The organism is Sphingomonas sp. GV3 (assembly GCF_031082075.1).
Classification (GTDB): Bacteria; Pseudomonadota; Alphaproteobacteria; order Sphingomonadales; family Sphingomonadaceae; genus Sphingomonas; species Sphingomonas beigongshangi.
This window is the reverse complement of the sequence record NZ_JARWLE010000001.1, coordinates 2,874,816-2,893,913: the sequence shown is the minus strand read 5'-3', so window position 1 is coordinate 2,893,913 and position 19,098 is coordinate 2,874,816. Positions and strand designations below refer to the sequence as shown.

Here is a 19,098-nt window from a genome sequence, read left to right as displayed (position 1 = left end):
CTTACGAGGCTAGCGAAGGGCCGGCTGACGTCATGTCAGCCGGCCTTTTCGCGTGTCCGGATCAGTCGGCGAACGGATCGCGGACCAGGATCGTGTCCTCGCGTTCCGGGCTGGTCGACACCAGCGCGACGGGGCAGCGGATCAGTTCCTCGACGCGGCGGATATACTTGATCGCCTGCGCCGGCAGGTCCGCCCAGCTGCGCGCGCCGGCGGTGGACTGCTGCCAGCCTTCCATTTCCTCGTACACCGGCTCGACCGCCGCCTGATCGGCGGCATGGGCGGGGAAATAGTCGATCGTCTCGCCGTTCAGCCGATAGCCGGTGCAGATCTTCACCGCGTCGAAGCCATCCAGCACGTCGATCTTGGTCAGCGCGATCCCGGTGATCCCGCCGACCGCCGCCGACTGGCGCAGCAGCACCGTGTCGATCCAGCCGCAGCGGCGCTTGCGTCCCGTCACCGTGCCGAACTCGTGGCCGCGCACGCCCAGTCGTTCGCCCGTCTCGTCGTGCAGCTCGGTCGGGAAGGGCCCGGAGCCGACACGCGTGGTGTAGGCCTTGGCGATGCCCAGCACGAAACCGACGGCCGCCGGCCCCAGCCCCGACCCGCCGGCCGCCGTGCCCGCGATCGTGTTGGAGGACGTGACGAACGGATAGGTGCCGTGGTCGACGTCCAGCAGCACGCCCTGCGCGCCTTCGAACAGGATCCGCTTGCCGCGTCCCTTCGCCTCGTTGAGGTCGCGCCACACGGGCTTGGCGAAGGGCAGGACGAAGCCCGCGATGTCGCGCAGCTCCGCGATCAGTCCCTCGCGATCGATCGGCGCGGCGCCGAACCCCGCGCGCAGGGCATCGTGATGCGCGAGCAGTCGGTCGAGCTGCGGCCCCAGGTCGTCGAGATGCGCAAGGTCGCAGACGCGGATCGCACGGCGGCCGACCTTGTCCTCATAGGCCGGGCCGATACCGCGGCGCGTCGTGCCGATCTTGCCCGCGCCGCTCGCATCCTCGCGCAAGCCATCCAGATCGCGGTGCAGCGGCAGGATCAGGGCGCAACTGTCGGCGATCCGCAGCGTATCGGGGGTCGCGACAACGCCCTGTTCGCCCAGCCGCTCGATCTCCGCCTTGAGCGCCCAGGGATCGAGCACCACGCCATTGCCGATCACCGACGGCGTGCCGCGCACGATGCCCGACGGCAGCAGCGACAGCTTGTAGACATTCTCGCCGACGACGAGCGTGTGGCCGGCATTGTGCCCGCCCTGGAAGCGCACGACGATGTCGGCGCGCTCCGCCAGCCAGTCGACGATCTTGCCCTTGCCCTCGTCACCCCATTGGGCGCCGATCACCGCGACGTTCGCCATGTACAGGTCTCCACCTGCCGGCCAGACCCGGCGCGCCCTTCGACAGGACTCGGCGCGGCGGGATTTCCATCAAGTGCGGGCGGGCGGTTAGCGGCGCGCGCCCGCGGGGTCAACCGTGGAGGTACGTTATTGCCGGTTCCGACCGGCCGGCGCCGGGGACGCTCGCCGATCGGTCTCAGACCGGCTGTGCCACGCCGTCCTTCCATATGTGGGTGCACAATTGCGCCTGCGGCGTATCGTCCGCTTCCAGCGCCGCCACCGTGACCCAGCCGGCGGCCCGCATCGCCGCACCGTCGGCCACCGGCGTGCCGGGCGGCAGGAACAGCCGGCGACGCTCGACCGCGCCGGCGGTCGCGACGATCGCATCGGCATAGAGCGAAAAGCCTGTCGCGGGCTCCTCGCCCTCCGCCCCCACGATCATATAGGTGCCGCCGCGCCCGACCTCCCGGCTCGCGCCGGCGACGAACAGCGAGAAGCCGAGCCACGACTGATATTCGAAGCCATGTCGCTCGGTCGGGTCCAGGGTCAGCGCCACGCGGTCTCCCAAGGATGCCGCGATCGCCGACAGTGCATCGAGACGGCTCGCCAGGACGCCCTTCGCGTCGAACGCGCGCAGCCGCGCGACCGCGGCGGCGAATGGCCCCGCCGCCTCGACCAGCGGCAGATAGGCGGGGGCCAGCGTCGCGACCGCACCGGCGTCCTTGGCGTCGAGCGCGCTGCGCAGCGGCTCGATCTGGTCCGCTGCCACCGGCAGGGGGCCGGCGGCGAGCGTCGCCACCAGATCGGGCAATGTGAAATCGATCGACAGGCCGCTCGCTCCGGCGGCGCTCAGCGATTCGACCGCGACCCCGACGACTTCCGCCGCCGCCGCGACCGAATCGCGGCCGATGAGTTCGCAGCCGATCTGACGCCATTCGCGCGCCGGTGCGAGCTGGTCCGCGCGCAATCTCAGGACGGGACCGGCATAGGACAGGCGTACCGGACGCGGATGATGGCCCATGCGAGTCGCGGCGATCCGCGCGATTTGCGCGGTCATGTCGGGACGGATCGCCAGCGTGCGCTGCGACACCGGATCGACGAAGCGCACCGCGTCCGTCAGGGCGCCATCCTTCAGCCGCGAGGACAGGCCATCGGCATGTTCCGCGAGCGGCGGATCGACCCGCTCATAGCCGTGCAGACGCGCCGCCTCCAGCACGCGTGCCTCGACCGCGGCGGCGGCATCGGCATGCGGCGGCAGGCGGTCGTGGAATCCTTCGGGAAGCAGGCCGGTCGTGATCATGGCTCGCCCGATAGCCGGCTTGCGCGCGCCGCGCCACTGGCGGTTCCGGCGCTGCCCCTCACCCTATTGGCCGGCATCGCCGTCTCTTCCCGCTCCCGACAGGAGAAGGGAAGAGACGCCCAGACAGCGGGGATCGGGACAGGTCCGGCGGCTTAGAACGACAGCCCCATCGCGGTCTTCACGCCCGGCAGCGCCTTGACGCGGGCGAGCAGGTCCCCGCTGACCGGCTCGTCGACCGAGAGCAGCAGTACCGCCTCGCCGCCCGCCGAGCGGCGGCCAAGGTGGAAGGTGCCGATGTTGACCCCAGCCTCGCCCAGCGTCGTGCCGAGCCGGCCGATGAAGCCCGGCGCGTCCTCGTTGACGACATAGAGCATCTGGCCGGCCAGATCGGCCTCGACCTTGATCCCGAACAGCTCGACGAGACGCGCCGCCTGGTCGCCGAACAACGTGCCCGCGACCGAACGCTCGCCGTCCGCCGTCTTCACCGACACGCGCAGCAGCGTGTGGTAATCGCCCTCGCGCTCGGTACGCACCTCGCGCACCTCCATGCCGCGATCCTTCGCCAGGAAGGGTGCGTTGACCATGTTCACCGTGTCGGTCTGATTGCGCAGGAAGCCCGCCAAGACCGCGCTGGTGATCGGCTTGGGGTTGAGTTCCGCCGCCGCGCCCTCGGTATGGATCGAGATGCGCGCGATCGCGCCCGTGGTCAGCTGGCCGACGAGGCTGCCGAGCTTCTCCGCCAGTACCATATAGGGCTTCAGCTTCGGCGCTTCCTCCGCCGACAGGCTCGGTACGTTCAGCGCGTTGGTTACGCCGCCCGATACGAGATAGTCCGCCATCTGCTCGGCGACCTGGATGGCGACGTTGACCTGGGCTTCGGTCGTCGACGCGCCGAGGTGCGGCGTCGAGACGAAATTGGGCGTGCCGAACAGCGGCGAGGCCTTGGCAGGCTCCTCGACGAACACGTCGAGCGCGGCGCCGGCGATATGCCCGCTGTCGAGCCCTTCCTTCAGCGCCGCCTCGTCGATCAGGCCGCCGCGCGCGCAGTTGATGATGCGCACGCCCTTCTTCGTCTTCGCCAGGTTCTCGGCGGACAGGATGTTGCGGGTCTGGTCGGTCAGCGGCGTGTGAAGCGTGATGAAGTCGGCGCGGGCGAGCAGGTCGTCGAGCGTCACCTTCTCGACGCCCATCTCCACCGCGCGCTCGGGCGTCAGGAACGGGTCGAAGGCGACGACCTTCATCTTCAGCCCCCGCGCACGGTCGGCGACGATCGAGCCGATATTGCCCGCACCGATGAGGCCGAGCGTCTTGGCGGTGAGCTCGACCCCCATGAAGCGGTTCTTTTCCCACTTGCCCGCCTGGGTCGAGGCGTCCGCCTCCGGCAGCTGGCGCGCGAGGGCGAACATCAGCGCGATGGCATGTTCGGCGGTGGTAATCGAATTGCCGAATGGCGTGTTCATCACCACGACGCCCTTCGCCGACGCGGCGGGGATATCGACATTGTCGACGCCGATGCCGGCACGCCCGACGACCTTCAGATTGGTCGCGTGGTCCAGAATGTCCCTGGTGACCTTGGTCGACGACCGAATGGCGAGCCCGTCATACTGGCCGATGATGGCCTTCAGTTCGTCCGGCGTCTTGCCGGTGATCTCGTCGACCTCGACGCCGCGCTCGCGAAAGATCTGCGCGGCCTTAGGGTCCATTTTATCGCTGATGAGGACTTTGGGCATGAAATAGCCTTTCTGGAAAGACGGGATCGCGGCCCTCCGCTCGTCACCCCGGCGAAAGCCGGGGCCCATGGATACCGAACGCTTGAAGTCGCAGCCGTATCGCGTCCGTGGGTCCCGGCTTTCGCCGGGATGACGATGGGGGTCGGGAGAAAGTTAGGCCGCCGCCTTGGCGGTGGCGTAGGCCCAGTCGAGCCACGGCCCGAGCGCTTCGATATCCGCCGTGTCGACCGTGGCGCCGCACCAGATGCGCAGGCCCGGCGGTGCGTCGCGATAGCCGCCGATGTCATAGGCGGCGTCCTCCGCCTCGAGCAGCGACACCATCTTCTTGATGACGGCCTCGTCCGCGTCGACCGTCAGGCAGACGCTGGTCCTCGACCGCGACGCCGGGTCCTCCGCGAGGTGACCGAGCCAGTCGCGCGCCTCGACGATCCGGTCGAGCGCGGCGGCGTTCGCGTCGGACCGCGCGACCAGCCCCCCCTGTTCCAGCGACTTCGCCCATTCGAGGCTGAAGATCGCGTCCTCGACGGCGAGCATCGACGGCGTGTTGATCGTCTCGCCCTTGAAGATGCCCTCGGTCAGCTTGCCCTTCGACACCAGGCGGAACACCTTGGGCAGCGGCCAGGCGGGGGTGTAGCTCTCGAGCCGTTCGACGGCGCGTGGGCCGAGGATCAGTACGCCATGCGCGCCCTCGCCGCCCAACACCTTCTGCCAGCTGAAGGTCGCGACGTCGATCTTGTCCCAGGGCAGGTCATAGGCGAAGACGCCGCTGGTCGCGTCGGCGAAGCTCAGCCCCTCTCGGCTCTCGGCGATCCAGTCGCCGTTCGGCACGCGCACGCCGCTGGTGGTGCCGTTCCAGGTGAACAGCACGTCGGTCGCCCAGTCGACCTGCGTGAGGTCGGGTAGCTGGCCGTAGTCGGCGCGGATCACCTTGGGGTCGATCTTCAGCTGCTTGACCGCATCGGTCACCCAGCCTTCGCCGAAGCTTTCCCAGGCAAGCGCGGTAACCGGGCGGGCGCCGAGCATCGTCCACATCGCCATCTCGAAGGCGCCGGTGTCGGAGCCCGGGACGATGCCGATGCGATGCGTGTCGGGCAGGCCGAGCAGCTCGCGCATCAGGTCGATGCAATATTGCAGGCGCTGCTTGCCGAGCTTCGAGCGGTGAGAGCGGCCGAGGACGGCGGTCGCGAGCTTGGCGGGATCGTAGCCGGGTGGCTTGGCGCAGGGGCCGGACGAGAATTGGGGGCGCGCCGGCTTGGCGGCGGGTTTCGCAGGCGCAAGAGTGGCGTCGGCGAGCGTCGTATCAGTCATGAAGACTCTCCTCACAGAGAGCACGCGCGGCGTTGGGACCGCGTGGCCCGTCGACGGCCCTAGGGATACGAGGGTGACGTGGCAAGCGGGAAAGTTCGGATCGATCGCCTCCGTGGGGCGCTGCACAATTTTCGAACGAACTCTGGCGAGGTCACGGACTTTCCTGATCGCGCGCGCTGTGTACAGTCCTTGCGCCGGCCGTCACGGCGGCCTTGCGACAGGCATCCGCTTTCGCCCGGCAGCGACGGCGAGACCGCTTTTGCGCCGGGTCTCCAGGGGATCGGTCCGACACCAGTCGGCCCCCATCCGTCGGCCCACCGCCGTTTCCGCGCGGGTCGTCACGCAAAGCCGCTTTCGAGCCGCCGCCGTCTTCCGCCGGCCGATCCGCGCGATAGGAAGTGGGGATGCGTCGCATCCTTACCTGCTCGGTGCTGCTCGTCCTTCTTGCCGGTTGCGGCAGCCGCGAACGCCCCGCACCGCAGCGATCATCGATCGCCCTCGCCTCGCCGCGCGCCACCGCGCAATGCCTCGCTGACCTGCGTGCGGATCATGTCGCCTACAGGGTCCTGCCCGATCGCGATTTCGGCAATGGCTGCGGCCTGTCCGGGGCGGTGCAGCTGGTCGAGATCGGCGTACCCGTCACCGGCGTCACCGCGATGCGGTGCGGCGAAGCGCGCGCCTTTTCCGCCTGGGTGCGCAATGCCGTCGGCCCCGCCGCCTACCAGATCCTCGGCAGCGAGCTCGCCAGCGTCCAGGGCATGGGCAGCTACGTATGCCGCAACGTCGTCGGTACGGCGGGGTCAGGCGACCGCCGCTCGGGCCACGCCATCGCCAATGCGGTCGACGTCGGCGGCGTGACGCTGAAGGATGGGCGCCGGATCAGCATCCTGAACGACTGGAGCTCGCCCGACCCGCAGGTTCAGGCGTTCCTGTCGACGATCCACCGCTCCGCCTGCCGGCGCTTCGGCACCGTGCTGTCGCCCGCCTATAATGCGGCGCATCGCAATCACCTGCATCTGGAGGACGATGACGCGCATTTCTGTCGTTGAGCGCCTGTCGGCTTTGCTCTAACTCGGCGAAAATGACTGATACACGAGTACCCGCGCGCGTCTTCCCGCATGCCAAGCAGGACGCAGAAAGCGCCAAGGCGGCGATTTCCACGCCACAGACCGAGCATCCCGCCTACAAACTCGCCTTCCAGGACATGGACTTCCTGCTCCGCGAGGATCTGCGCCCCGTCCGTTTCCAGCTTGAGCTGCTGAAGCCCGAATTGCTGCTGGAAGAGGCGAAGATCGCGTCGACCTTCGTCATGTACGGCTCGGCGCGCATTCCCGAGCCGGCGAAGGCCAAGGCGCTGCTCGACATGGCGAGCGACGATACCGCCCGCGCGATCGCCGAGAAGCTGGTCGCCAAGAGCCGCTATTACGAGGTCGCGCGCGAGCTGGCGCAGATCGCCAGCCGCGTTCCGCGCGACCAGAACGGCATGCGCCAGTTCGTCGTCTGCTCGGGCGGCGGCCCCTCGATCATGGAAGCCGCAAACCGCGGCGCGACCGATGTCGGCGCGGAATCGATCGGACTCAACATCGTCCTGCCGCACGAACAGGCGCCCAATCCCTATGTCACGCCCTCGCTAAGCTTCCAGTTCCATTATTTCGCCTTGCGCAAGATGCACTTCCTCCTGCGTGCCCGCGCTTTGGCAGCGTTTCCGGGAGGGTTCGGAACGTTCGACGAACTGTTCGAGCTGCTCACGCTGATACAGACGGGTAAGATCAAGCCCATTCCCGTATTGCTCTTCGGTCGCGAGTTCTGGGACAAGGTCGTGAACTTCCAGGCGCTCGTCGACGAAGGCGTCGTCAGCCAGCGCGATCTGGGGATTTTCACCTACGTCGAAACGGCCGAGGAGGCCTGGGACGTCGTGCGGGAATTCTACGAGGAACAGGCACGCAAGGAAGGCTGAGCCTTCCTCCCCTCTTCCAGGGCGGGAGAGGGGAGAGACCTTACGGGGGATCGGCCAGTGCCTGGTCCTAGTGCGTGGCAATAGCGCCGGCCCGTTCCGGCCCTGCCGGATCGCACATCAGCGCGGCGCAATGGGCAAGGCCCCCGGCGCGGATCATGCCATCGACTGTCCTCGAGAGCCGATGACGGCAACACACCTCCCCCGGACGAGGGGGAGGTCACGCGGCTTACTTGCCGGCCTTCGCGCCCTCCTTGGCCGCATTCGGATCGACCGAGGGTGCGCCCGACGCCGGGGTGCCGGTATTGCCGAGATTGTTCGCGGCATCCGTATTGGTGATCGAATCCTTCGCGGCATTGGTCGCCGGCTTGGCGTCCGGCTTGCCGGCGGGCGCCGCCCCGGCGGCAGGCGCGGCGGGCAGCGGCAGGTTCGAGCCCTGGCTATTGATATAGGCGATGACGTTCGCGCGATCCTGTGCGTTGCCGAGGCCCGCGAAGGTCATCTTGGTACCAGGCGCAAACTTGCGCGGGCTGGTGAGCCACGCGTTCATCTTGTCGAAGTCCCAATTGCCGCCGACGCCCTTGAGCGCGTCGGAGAAGGCGAACCCGCCCTTGCCCTGACCGATCGGCTCGCCCAGCGTGCCATAGAGGTTGGGGCCGATCCCGTTCGCACCGCCCTGGTTGATCGTGTGGCAGGCCGCGCACTTCTTGAACACCTCCGCGCCCTTCGCGGGATCTGCGGTGGGCAGCAGCGTCGCGATCGGAACCGCCGCGGCCTCGCCGCCGCCACCGGCTTCCTCGACGCCCTCGATCGCGTACCCCATCTTTTCCGGACGGCCGCCATGGAAGACCATGCCGCCGGCGATCGACAGGCCGAGCGCAACGCCGCAGGCCGCCAGCGCCCAGCCGGCAATCGTATTGGTGCGGTTATCCATCAGCCGGCCTTGCCCCTCTTATCCTCGCCTCTTGGGCCAACCCATAGGAAAGCCCGTGCGTGCCCGCAAGCGCGCGCTTGCAGGGGGCGGGCGGGCGCCGTACGCGCGCACCGATCATGCAAAGCTATGCCGCACCCGCCCGCCCGATCGTCGCCGCGATGACCGCCGCCGCCGCCGCCGAGCCGGACCGCGCGGTCGCCTTCCAGGGCGCGCCGGGGGCGAACAGCCACGTCGCCGCGCTGGAGGCCTTTCCGGACGGCCTTCCCCTCCCCTGCTTCGCCTTCGACGATGCGATCGACGCGGTGCGCGAAGGCCGGGCGGACTGCGCGGTCATTCCCATCGAGAATTCGCTGCACGGTCGCGTCGCCGACATCCACTTCCTGCTGCCGGAATCCGGCCTCGTCATAACCGGCGAGCACTTCCTGCCGATCCGCCATGCGCTGATCGGCATCGGTCCGCGCGACGGCGTGCGCGAGGCGATGAGCCATCCCCAGGCGCTGGGCCAGTGCCGCCACTGGCTGAAGGCGCATGGCATCCGGCAGGTTCCCTATCCGGACACCGCCGGGGCAGCCGCTCATGTCGCCGAGCTTGCCAATCCATCGGTGGCGGCGCTTGCCCCGCCCGGGGCGGCGGCGATCTATGAACTGGACCTGCTGGCCGTCGACATCGCCGATGCCGACCACAATACGACGCGCTTCGTCGTGCTGGCGCGCGGCGGCAAGCCGGCGGTCGGCGAAGGCCCTTGGATGACGACGCTCATCTTCGAGGTGAAGAACGTACCCGCCGCGCTGTACAAGGCGATGGGCGGCTTCGCGACCAACGGCGTCAACATGACCAAGCTCGAAAGCTACCAGCGGGGGGGTACCTTCGCCGCGACCGAATTCTACGCGGATATCGAGGGAAAGCCCGGGGATGCCGCGGTCGATCGCGCACTGGACGAACTGGGCTTCCATTCCAAATGGGTCCGCGTGCTGGGCACCTATCGCCGTGCGCGCGAGCGGGGCTGAGGACGCGCCCCGTCAGTCGCCCCCGTCGCCGCCCTTGTCGACGATGTCATAGTGGATTCGCACCCAGGTGCCGATCTGCTGCTTGCCGTTGATGCGCGGCGGCATGACGCGGAACTGCCAGGCAGCCTCCCTCATCGCGCGGGATACCCCGAGGCCGGGGCGCGAATCGGCGATCTGGACGCAATCCTCGACGCGGTAGTTGGGCGCGGTTCTGCAGGCGATCTCGCCCCAGGAACCGGCAGGGACGTCGTGCGGGGGCATATAGGGGTTCAGCGCCGTACGCGGCGGACGCACGTACCAGTCGGCAGCGTAGAGGCGCTGCCCGCCCGGCCCCATGCCCGCGCCCGGCGTGTCGTTGCCACCCCCCGAATCGCCACTGTCGCCGTTCGCATCACCCGCCACGGCGAGTTCACGCGCGCTCTTCTTGCCCTTGATCTTGCCGACGTCGGTCGCCGCGAACGACGCGCGATCCATGATCAGCATGTTGTTCTGCACCACCTCGGGCGGGGGCGGCGGGACCGGCTGGTCCTGCGGCGGCGTGGGCTCGGGCCGAACCTCCGGGGCGCCCCCACGCGGCGCGGCGGCCGCCTGTTTCTTCGCCTGCGCCTTGCTGGGCGAGGGGCTGCCGGAATCGGAAACGTCGAACGTCGTCAGCGCGGAACTCGGCCCCATGCGCGTCAGCGGCGAATTGGGCAGCAGGAGCAGTAGCAGCGCGATCAGGATGTGCGCGGCGATCGTCAGCGCGAGGCTGATCGCCCTGCGGCGGCGGTCCGGTGGTGATCGATAGGACGCCGCGTACATGCGGCGGCTGGCATTAAAGCGTGCGGGCCCGGCGGGCAATCGTCCGGTTCGGGCGTTCGTCGCATGTGTCCGCCATATTTCTATCCGGCCCGCGCGAACGCCTCCGCTTCCGCGATCTGCGCATCCGTCGGGCGGACGCCGGTGTAGAGCACGAACTGGTCGAGCGCCTGAAGCGTCGCGACAGCGGTGCCCGTGATGCAGCGTTTGCCCGCACCCCGGGCCGCGCGCAGGAAGGGCGTCTCCGGTGGCAATGCGACGACGTCGAACGCAACCGTTGCCGCATCGATCGCCGCCATCGGAAAGGCGAGCATCTCCGCGGCGTCGCCCGTCATGCCGATCGGCGTCACGTTGATCAGCAGCGGCGCGGACAGGTCGCCGAGGTCCGCCTTCCAGGCGAAGCCATAGAGCGCCGCAAGCGCGCCACCCGCGTCGGCATTGCGCGCGACGATCGTGCCGTGGCGATGGCCGCGGTCGCGCAGCGCCGCGGCGACCGCCTTTGCCATCCCACCCGACCCGCGCAGCACGAACGGCATCGCCGGATCGACATCCGCTTCGTCGAGCAGCGTCCGCACGGCGCCATAGTCCGTGTTATGCCCGGTCAATAGACCGTCGTCGTTGACGATCGTGTTGACGCTGTCGATCGCCGCCGCGGTCGGGGCGAGGGCGTCGAGCAACGGGATCACCGCTTCCTTGAAGGGCATGGAGATCGCCGAGCCTCGGATGCCGAGCGCCCGGATTCCGCCGACCGCCGCCGCCAGATCCCGCGTCGAAAACGCCTTGTAGACGTAGTCGAGGCCGGTCAGCTCGTAGAGCCGGTTGTGGAAGCGCGATCCGAAGTTGCCGGGACGCGCGGCGAGCGACATGCACAGTCGCGTGTCGCGACCGATCGGAGGCTTGGTGGTCATCGCCGTTCCTTGCCACATGCACGCCGGCCATGGCGAGGGGGCGCCGCGGCCGCAGGATCAGACGGTGGAAGTCTCCGCTGGCCTGTGCCACCGCATGGTAACCTTTTGGGAGAGGCACATGGCACGTTTCCTATCACGTCTTGCAGCCGGCGCCGCGCTCGCTGCCGCCCCGGCGATCACGTCGGCGATGCAGGCATCCCCCACTGTGGAGGCACGCGCCCCCTCTCCCGCCGACCTGTTCGGTCCGCTGTTCGTCGCGGTGCAGACGCAAAAGATCTTCCCGGACGGCAAGACGTTCGTCGACGCCGTGCCGAAACGCGATCCCGCCGCGATCATGGCGGATTTCGATCGCGCGCGGATCGGCGACCTGAAGGCGTTCGTGCTCGCCAATTTCACCGTGCCTGGCGTCAACGATCACGACGCCACCGATGTCCGCGCGCATGTCCGGTCGCTGTGGCCGATGCTGGTCCGCCAGCCCGAGGCCGCCAGGCCCGGAAGCTCCGCGCTGCCGCTGCCCGAACCCTATGTCGTACCCGGCGGCCGGTTCCGCGAGATGTATTATTGGGACAGCTACTTCACGATGCTCGGCCTCGTCGCCGACGGGCAGCAGCCGCTGGTCGAATCGATGCTGGCGGACTTTACCGACGTGATCGAGCGCTACGGCCATATCCCCAACGGCATGCGCAGCTATTATCTCAGCCGGTCGCAGCCCCCCTTCTTCGCGCTGATGCTGGACCTGTCGCGCGACGCCGACCCGGCGGTCGCCGCCCGGCGGCTGACGGCGCTGCGCCGCGAATATGCCTATTGGATGCAGGGTACCACCTGCGTCGCCAGGACTAGCGCTTGCGCGCGTGTCGTGCGCATGCCCGACGGCAGCCTGCTCAATCGCTATTGGGACGACCGCGACACGCCGCGCGACGAATCCTACGCGGAGGACGTCGCCACGGGGGCGGAGGCGGCGAAGGCCGGCCGCGATATTGCGACCGCGTACCGCGACCTGCGTGCCGCGGCGGAAAGCGGCTGGGACTTTTCCAGCCGCTGGCTTGCCGACGGCCGGACGCTGGCGACGATCCGGACGACGCAGATCGTACCCGTCGACCTGAACAGCCTGATGCTCGCGATGGAGGAGCGGATCGCGACGCGCTGCGCAGCGGCGGGCGACCGGGCCTGCGCGGACGACTTCGGCCGGCGCGCCATCGCGCGCCGTGCCGCGATCGCGCACTACCTCTGGGTGGCCGGCGAACGGCGCTTCGCCGACTGGGACCTTTCGGCGAGGCAGCCGACCGCCGCGATCAGCGCCGCCATGCTGTTCCCACTGTTCGTCGGCGCCGCCTCGCCGGCGCAGGCACGCGCCACCGCCACGCTGGTGCGTGCCCGCCTGCTCGGCGAGGGCGGGGTGCGCACCACGACGCAGCGCACCGGGCTGCAGTGGGACGAGCCGAACGGCTGGGCGCCGCTGCAATGGGTGGCGATCGATGGCCTCGCCCGCAGCGGCGAGCAGGCGCTGGCGAAGGACATCGCCCGCCGCTGGATGGGCACCGTGTCCCGGACCTATGCGGAAACGGGCAAGATGCTGGAGAAATACGACGTCGAGGAGCGCAAGCCCGGCGGCGGCGGCGAGTATCCCAACCAGGACGGCTTCGGCTGGACCAACGGCGTCGCCAGTGCAATCGACGCGCGCTGGCCCGGCCTGATCGCGGACCCGCGCCGATAGGCTGCACGCTGCTGGCGGGAGAGGAACCGGACGACCTACCCCGCCAGCCCGAGCCATCGTCGCGCGCCTGGCAGGCGCGTGAGCACCAGCCGCTCGAAGAGCAGCACCGCGACCAGCGACACCCCGAACAGCGGCAGCAAGACCCCGAGCAGCACGATCACCGCGACCAGGCCGACCGCCAGTGCCGGCCGTGGGCGGCCATGCGGCGCACCGAGCACACCGTCCGGCCGGCGCCGCCACCACAAGACCACGCTGCTGATCGCCAGCAGCATCAGGCCGAGCGCGGTCAGCAGGTTCACCAGCTGGTTGAGCCAGCCGTAAAGCGCGCCTTCGTGCAAGGCGACGCCATAGCCGACGATGCGGTCGACCAGCCGGCGCTGCGCGAAATCCTTGCGCGACACGATGCGACCGGTGGCGTCGAGCTCTAGATCGGTGCGCAGCGGCCGGTCAGCGGAATCCGATTTGGCGGTCCAGGGCTGACCCTTGCCCGCCGGCGGCGCGATCAGCACGGGTGGGGCGAGGTCGAGCGGTTTCACGGTCGCCACCATCCGGTCGAGCGGACCATAGGACTGGCGCGGGTGATCCATCGTCATGCCGCCGTGCTCGGCATGGGCATCTTCCATCGCGCGCGTGCCGCCCGCACCGGCGCCGATCGTCCAGTCCTGCCGGACCCGGCTGCCCTCGACCATGGTTCTCGCCGTCTTGAGATACGTACCCCAGCTCTTCGCCCAGGGCAGGCCGGAGACGAGCAGCAGCAGCGTCATCGCGGAGACCCAGAAGCCGCTGACGCCGTGCAGGTCGCGCCAGAAGCGCCGACCGCCGGCGTGCAGCCGCGGATAGACCACGCCGGCGAGCGCCCCACTGCGCGGCCACCAGAGGAACAGACCGCTCAACACCATGACGATCGTCCATGATGCTGCCAGTTCGACGACATAGGATCCGACGTTTCCGGCCAGCAACTCGCCGTGCAACCGGAAGACGACGCGCATCAGCCGGTTCTGCTCGCCGACGGTCTTGAGCACGGCGAGCGTCTGCGGATGGACGTAGACGCGCGTCTCGCGGCCGTGGACGCCGACGATCACCTGCACCGCCTGCTCCGGCGTGTCGGGCATCTGGTAGCGGTGCAGGACCGCGCCCGGTACGGCGCGAAGCGCGGCGTCGACCTGCGCGGCGGCGGACGCGTGCGGCCCGGCGCCGGCGACATGGGCATAGGGGCGGTCGATCAGCGCCTCGACCTGCGGACGGAACAGATAGGCCGCACCGGTCAGCGCCAGCCACAGGACGAACGGGATGCACAGCAGCCCCGCATAGAAGTGCCAGCGCCATACGGCGACATATCCGGGCCAGCGACGGGTGGACAGGGTCGCCATCGTCAGAACCTCGTCTTCATGCCGGCATAGACCGTGCGCGGCTGGCCAGCGTAGAAGGAGCCCGTCACCCCGCGCAAGACGCTCGTCGGATTCTGCACGCCGGCGGTGGCGTTGATGCCATCGGCGATGACCGAGGCCGATCCGACATAGGTCGTGTCGAACAGGTTCTGGACGCTCGCGAACAGGCTGACGCGCCGCCACCAATCGTCGCCCGCAGGCGGATCATAGTGCAGGTTCAGATTGACCAGCGTGTATCCCGGCACGTTCAGCAGGGTGCCGTTGTCGATCGGATAGCGGTCACGCCATCCCAGCTCGGCAAAGCCGCCCAATCCCCGCAAGGCGCCGTGCGGCTGGTCGTAGCCCAACCGCACATTTGCCATGTTGGGCACCACGCCGGGGATCGGAGCGCCCGCGCGATCGATCACCACCGATGTCGAGCCCGCCGTCAGCCGCTCCGCGAAGTCGGTATAATATTGATCGTTGTAGCTGTAGCTCGCCAGCAGGGCGACGCCGGCCAGCGGCTTCCAGTCGAGGCCGACCTCGACACCCCGGTGCACCGATCTCGGCGCGTTGGCGGTATAGGCGAGCAGGTTCACGCCCGCCGACTGCGTCACCAACTCGTTGCGGAACCATTCGTAATAGCCGGTCAGCTCCGCGCTCAGCCGGTTCCCCAGCGCGATCTGCGCGCCGATATCGATCCCGGTATTCCGCTGCGCCTTGAGTGCGACATTGTTGCCCGGCACGCCGGCGCTGGTGACGAACAGGCTGCCCGCCTGCGGAATGCCATAGCCGGTGCCGAGGCGCGCGTGCAGCCGTATCGCGTCGACCGCCTGCCAGACCAGCGAGGCTTCGGGCGCGACGTTCCAGAACCGCCGGTCGGCGGGGATGGTCGCCAGTACCGGCGACGCGGCGAGCGGGTAGCTATAGGCGATCTGCCGCACGCGGATGTCGGAGCGTTCGCCCCCGATCCCGGCGACGAAGCGCAGCCGATCGGTCAGCGCCAGCTCCTCCCGCGCCCGCGCGCCCAGGTTGCGCACGTCGCCGAGCACCGTCTGCGTCGGCGCGCCCAGCCCGTTTCGTCCCGCCGGCGTCTTGTTGAAACTGTAGCTCTGGTTATCGAGATAATTATAGAAGACGCCGACGAAACTTGTCGCATCCATGCCGAACAGGCGATGACGATCGGTCAGGTCGCTCGAAAGATTGTAGCTGTTTAGCGTGCCGCGGAACGGCGTCGCACCGGTCGGCTGGTTGACGACGCGGCTGTCGAACGTCGCCTGCGTGCGCAGCGTCGTGTCGCCGTCGAGATCATGCTCCCACCGCAGGCCCGCGATCGTGCGGCGATCATTGCGCGCAAGGTCGCCCTCCGCCGCGGTCTGTGCGATCCGCGCGCCGTTGACGCCGTTGACCAGCACGGAAATGGTGCCGCAGCCCGGCGCGGCGGTCGCCGCCCGCGCGCATCCCTGCTGGTAGGGATTGGCCAGATACTGGTTGTAGGACAGTCGGGTCGACAGTCGGAACAGGCCCTCGTTGTAGATGAGCTTGCCGGTCAGGCGGTCGCGATCGCCGAGCCCGATGGTGACGAGGCCGTTGAGCGTTCCGGTCTGGTAACCGCTATGCCCCGTCGCACCTTCGCCGCCAACGAGGCTGGCAAAGAGACTATAGTCGTAGTGCGATCCGGCATTGCCGATCGTCGCATAGGCGTTGGCATAGCCATCGCCGCCGACATCCGTGCCCACTTCGGCACCGCGGATGTCGCGCCCGCGCCGGGTGCGGAAATTGATCGCACCGCCCAGGGCATAATTGCCGTAGCGCGCGGAGGAAGGGCCGCGCACCACATCGACCGCGCCATAAGCATGCGGGTCGGTGAGATCGAAGCGGGCGAGCCCGTCGGGTTGGGTGACCGGGAAATCGTCCTCGAACACCTGGAGGTTGCGCGCACCGAAGCTGTTGCGCGCGTTCGAGCCGCGCACCGACACGCCGACGTCGCGGGGGCCGTTGCCCTGGATGACGACGACACCCGGCGACAGGCGTACGATGTCGGCGATCGTCGTCGCCGGCGTGTCGCGGAAGGCGGAGGCATCGACGGTCGTGACGGTCTGTCCCCGGACGTCGGTGGTCAGCGACAAGGCGTGGCCGGTGACGACGATATCACCGGCACGCGAGTCATCCCGGCGCTCCGGGGCGGCAGGCGGGCCGGCGCCCTGACGGTCGAGCGCCTGCAGTTCGGCATCGATGGCGGCGCGCTGCCGCAGCAATTCGGCACGGCGGTCCGCGGCGGGATCGCCCTGCCCCGCCGCCAGCGTGGCGGCAAGAACGAGGAGAATGGACATGGATTGTTCCTGGTCGGGATCGGTCGACCTCGCGCGTCGAAGCGCGAGCGGCTGATGCCGGATCGACCCGTCCCCACCCCGCACGCAATCGGGGTTGAGGATCAGCGGTTCGACCGGCTTACCATCGTGTGCGATCCAGCAACGCCGGATCGAGGCGGTGCCGCCCCTCACCCCCCGCCCGGCCGCCCCTCCCGGATAGGCTGTGTGGACGACCGATTGGGGGTGAGGGCTGGCACCGCCTTTCACGCACGTGGATCAGACTCGCGCGGGCGGACCTCTGAGCGGCGGGCGCAGGAACAGCGCGATGGCTGGCGTGGGCGCGATCCGCCCGAACGCGGCCAGCACCATGGCGAACAGGATCGCCGCCGCGAGCAGCACCGGATCGACCGGCAGGAGCGAGGCGAGCGCGAGGCCGCCGAAGGCGCAGGGTGCGTCCTGCGGCGCGGACTGATGCCCGTGTTCGCGATGATCCTGTCGCGTCATGACGTGCTTGGCCGGTCCGGCCGCCGTCAGCGCATCGAGCGGCGAGGCCGCCGGACACAGGATCAGGCGCAGGTTCCCGGCGGCGCTGTCGGGCATGAAGCCGGCGGGAACGAGCAGGCGCATCGCCAGTGCCGCCGCGAGCATGATGCCCGCCACGGTGCGTCGACGCAGGATCAGGCGGCGCAGCGCATCCACCGGTTTGCGTTACCGCGAAGCGCGTCGCCTGTCATCCACCTGGATCGGGCCAGTCCCGTCCGGTCATCCCCGGCCGGCGAGTTGTGCCATGCGCGGCGGCAGGGCGGCGAGGATGGCACGGCGCTCCGCGGCAGGCTTGGCGCTCCAGTTGGAAATCTCCGCGATCGATCGGCCGCAGCCACGACACCAGCCCGTCGCCGGGTCGAGCGTGCAGACATTGACGCACGGCGACGCGAGGCTCGCCGGCTCGGCCGGCACGATCTCGATCATCGCGCGCGCCGTCTCAGGCGTCGACGGGATCGTCGACGTTGAGCGAGACCGACAGAAATTCCGGAATCGGTCCGTTCCAGCCGACATCGGGCCCGTCGTCGTAGCTGTCGCGCCGCGGACGGCGATCACTGCTGCCTGCACGATCCTGATGCGTGCGCTCCGCGCGAGCCGCTTCCGGCAGGTTCCCGGCGTCGCGGCGGTCGCGGCGTCCGCCCCGATCACCGCGTTCCTCGCCACGGCCGTCGGTGCGCTCCTCACGCCGCGGCGCGCTGCGCTCGCCACCACGGCCATGCCGCTCGCGGCGAGCTGGACGTGCTTCCTCAGCGGGCTCGGGAGCGTCTTCGATCGTGAGCCGATCGATCTTCTGACCCGTCAGCTTCTCGATATTGTCGATGTTCTCCGCATCGTCCGCGGTCATCAGCGTATAGGCCACACCCGGCGCCCCGCCCCGGCCGGTACGACCGATACGGTGGACGTAATCGTCGGGATGCCAGGGCGCGTCGAAGTTGAAGACGTGACTGACACCCTTGATGTCCAGCCCGCGTGCGGCGACGTCGGACGCGACCAGGATGTTGATGTCGCCCTTCTTGAACAGGTCGAGTTCGGCCAGCCGCTGCGGCTGTTCCATGTCGCCATGGATCTCGCCGGAGCGGAAACCGTGCTTCTTCAGGCTTTTGTTGAGCTCGCGGACCGTAGTCTTGCGATTGCAGAAGATGATCGCGGTGGTGACGTCGTCCTGCCGGAGCAGCTGGCGGAGCGCGCTGCGCTTCTTGAACGCGGTTCCCGAGACGGGCACCAGCCACTGCTTGATGTTGACGTTGGTCGACGCGGGCCGCGCCACCTCGATCGTCTTCGGATTGTCGAGGAACTTGTCCGCGAGCTTCTTGATCGGCGGCGGCATCGTCGCCGAGAACAGCAGCGTCTGACGCTGCTTGGGCAGCTTGGTGCAGATTTCCTCGATATCCGGGATGAACCCCATGTCGAGCATGCGGTCCGCCTCGTCGATGACCAGCATCGAGCAGCCGGTCAGCAGGATGTTGCCGCGGCCGAACAGGTCCATCAGCCGGCCCGGCGTCGCGATCAGCACGTCGACGCCCTTTTCCAGCGCCTTGATCTGATCGCCCATCGACACGCCGCCGATTAGCAACGCCATCGAAAGTTTGTGGCCCGCACCGTATTTCTCGAAATTCTCCGCGACCTGCGCGGCGAGTTCGCGCGTCGGCTCCAGGATCAGGCTGCGCGGCATGCGGGCGCGGCTGCGGCCGTGCGCCAGGATGTCGATCATCGGCAGCACGAAGGCCGCGGTCTTGCCCGTCCCCGTCTGCGCGATGCCGATCAGGTCGCGCATCATCAGGACCGAGGGGATGGCGCTCGCCTGGATCGGCGTCGGCTCGGAATAGCCGGCGTCGGTCACCGCCTTCAGGAGTTCGTCGGAAAGGCCGAGATCGGCAAAGCTCATGCAGAGGT

At 68.8% G+C, this 19,098-nt stretch carries 16 protein-coding genes; 4 read left to right on the top strand and 12 right to left on the bottom strand.

Annotated elements, in window-relative coordinates; translation table 11 throughout:
• Nucleotides 1-61: 61 nt before the first annotated feature.
• The 4 genes from RF701_RS13715 to RF701_RS13700 all read right to left on the bottom strand — a co-directional run bounded on the left by RF701_RS13715 (nucleotide 62) and on the right by RF701_RS13700 (nucleotide 5,668).
• Complete coding sequence (locus tag RF701_RS13715; protein ID WP_308815275.1) at nucleotides 62-1,351, bottom strand: adenylosuccinate synthase; 1,290 nt, start codon at nucleotides 1,349-1,351, stop codon at nucleotides 62-64.
• Nucleotides 1,352-1,526: 175 nt separating this feature from the next.
• Nucleotides 1,527-2,630 (bottom strand): ATP phosphoribosyltransferase regulatory subunit, encoded by a 1,104-nt coding sequence (locus RF701_RS13710; RefSeq protein WP_210357047.1) that lies wholly within the window; start codon nucleotides 2,628-2,630, stop codon nucleotides 1,527-1,529.
• Between the two features lie 152 nt (nucleotides 2,631-2,782).
• Nucleotides 2,783-4,360, bottom strand: coding sequence for a phosphoglycerate dehydrogenase (gene serA / locus RF701_RS13705; protein ID WP_210357048.1), 1,578 nt, complete (start codon nucleotides 4,358-4,360; stop codon nucleotides 2,783-2,785).
• Nucleotides 4,361-4,513: 153 nt separating this feature from the next.
• Entirely contained in the window at nucleotides 4,514-5,668 is a 1,155-nt protein-coding gene (locus RF701_RS13700) for a phosphoserine transaminase (RefSeq protein ID WP_308815274.1), read from the bottom strand.
• A gap of 404 nt (nucleotides 5,669-6,072) precedes the next feature.
• On the opposite strand from RF701_RS13700, the gene RF701_RS13695 reads away from it, so the two are divergent.
• Both RF701_RS13695 and RF701_RS13690 read left to right on the top strand, forming a co-directional pair.
• Nucleotides 6,073-6,717, top strand: a complete 645-nt coding sequence (locus RF701_RS13695) for an extensin family protein (protein ID WP_210357050.1) — start codon at nucleotides 6,073-6,075, stop codon at nucleotides 6,715-6,717.
• A 32-nt stretch (nucleotides 6,718-6,749) separates the two neighbouring features.
• On the top strand, nucleotides 6,750-7,625 hold the full coding sequence (locus RF701_RS13690; protein WP_203308630.1) for a TIGR00730 family Rossman fold protein: 876 nt from the start codon (nucleotides 6,750-6,752) through the stop codon (nucleotides 7,623-7,625).
• 226 nt (nucleotides 7,626-7,851) lie between these two features.
• On the opposite strand, the gene RF701_RS13685 is transcribed toward RF701_RS13690, so the two are convergent.
• The gene (locus RF701_RS13685; RefSeq protein WP_203308631.1) at nucleotides 7,852-8,556 is read right to left on the bottom strand and encodes a cytochrome c family protein; all 705 of its coding nucleotides are present in this window, start codon (nucleotides 8,554-8,556) and stop codon (nucleotides 7,852-7,854) included.
• 116 nt (nucleotides 8,557-8,672) lie between these two features.
• Here RF701_RS13685 and RF701_RS13680 point away from each other — a divergent pair, with 116 nt between their 5' ends.
• A complete protein-coding gene (locus RF701_RS13680) occupies nucleotides 8,673-9,563 on the top strand; it encodes a prephenate dehydratase (RefSeq protein WP_210357815.1) in 891 nt (296 codons plus the stop codon).
• A gap of 12 nt (nucleotides 9,564-9,575) precedes the next feature.
• Here the strand turns inward: RF701_RS13680 and RF701_RS13675 are convergent, their stop codons facing one another.
• Nucleotides 9,576-10,364 (bottom strand): hypothetical protein, encoded by a 789-nt coding sequence (locus tag RF701_RS13675; RefSeq protein WP_210357051.1) that lies wholly within the window; start codon nucleotides 10,362-10,364, stop codon nucleotides 9,576-9,578.
• 80 nt (nucleotides 10,365-10,444) lie between these two features.
• The gene (locus RF701_RS13670; protein WP_210357052.1) at nucleotides 10,445-11,269 is read right to left on the bottom strand and encodes a shikimate 5-dehydrogenase; all 825 of its coding nucleotides are present in this window, start codon (nucleotides 11,267-11,269) and stop codon (nucleotides 10,445-10,447) included.
• Nucleotides 11,270-11,387: 118 nt separating this feature from the next.
• Here RF701_RS13670 and treF point away from each other — a divergent pair, with 118 nt between their 5' ends.
• Nucleotides 11,388-12,983, top strand: coding sequence for an alpha,alpha-trehalase TreF (treF, locus tag RF701_RS13665; RefSeq protein WP_308815273.1), 1,596 nt, complete (start codon nucleotides 11,388-11,390; stop codon nucleotides 12,981-12,983).
• A gap of 35 nt (nucleotides 12,984-13,018) precedes the next feature.
• On the opposite strand, the gene RF701_RS13660 is transcribed toward treF, so the two are convergent.
• The 5 genes from RF701_RS13660 to RF701_RS13640 all read right to left on the bottom strand — a co-directional run bounded on the left by RF701_RS13660 (nucleotide 13,019) and on the right by RF701_RS13640 (nucleotide 19,090).
• Entirely contained in the window at nucleotides 13,019-14,353 is a 1,335-nt protein-coding gene (locus RF701_RS13660; RefSeq protein ID WP_308815272.1) for a PepSY domain-containing protein, read from the bottom strand.
• A 2-nt stretch (nucleotides 14,354-14,355) separates the two neighbouring features.
• Nucleotides 14,356-16,683, bottom strand: a complete 2,328-nt coding sequence (locus tag RF701_RS13655) for a TonB-dependent receptor (protein WP_308815271.1) — start codon at nucleotides 16,681-16,683, stop codon at nucleotides 14,356-14,358.
• A 255-nt stretch (nucleotides 16,684-16,938) separates the two neighbouring features.
• Entirely contained in the window at nucleotides 16,939-17,361 is a 423-nt protein-coding gene (locus RF701_RS13650) for a hypothetical protein (protein WP_308815270.1), read from the bottom strand.
• A 63-nt stretch (nucleotides 17,362-17,424) separates the two neighbouring features.
• Nucleotides 17,425-17,631, bottom strand: a complete 207-nt coding sequence (locus tag RF701_RS13645; protein ID WP_308815269.1) for a DUF1289 domain-containing protein — start codon at nucleotides 17,629-17,631, stop codon at nucleotides 17,425-17,427.
• 13 nt (nucleotides 17,632-17,644) lie between these two features.
• Entirely contained in the window at nucleotides 17,645-19,090 is a 1,446-nt protein-coding gene (locus tag RF701_RS13640) for a DEAD/DEAH box helicase (protein WP_308815678.1), read from the bottom strand.
• Between the last annotated feature and the right edge of the window lie 8 nt (nucleotides 19,091-19,098).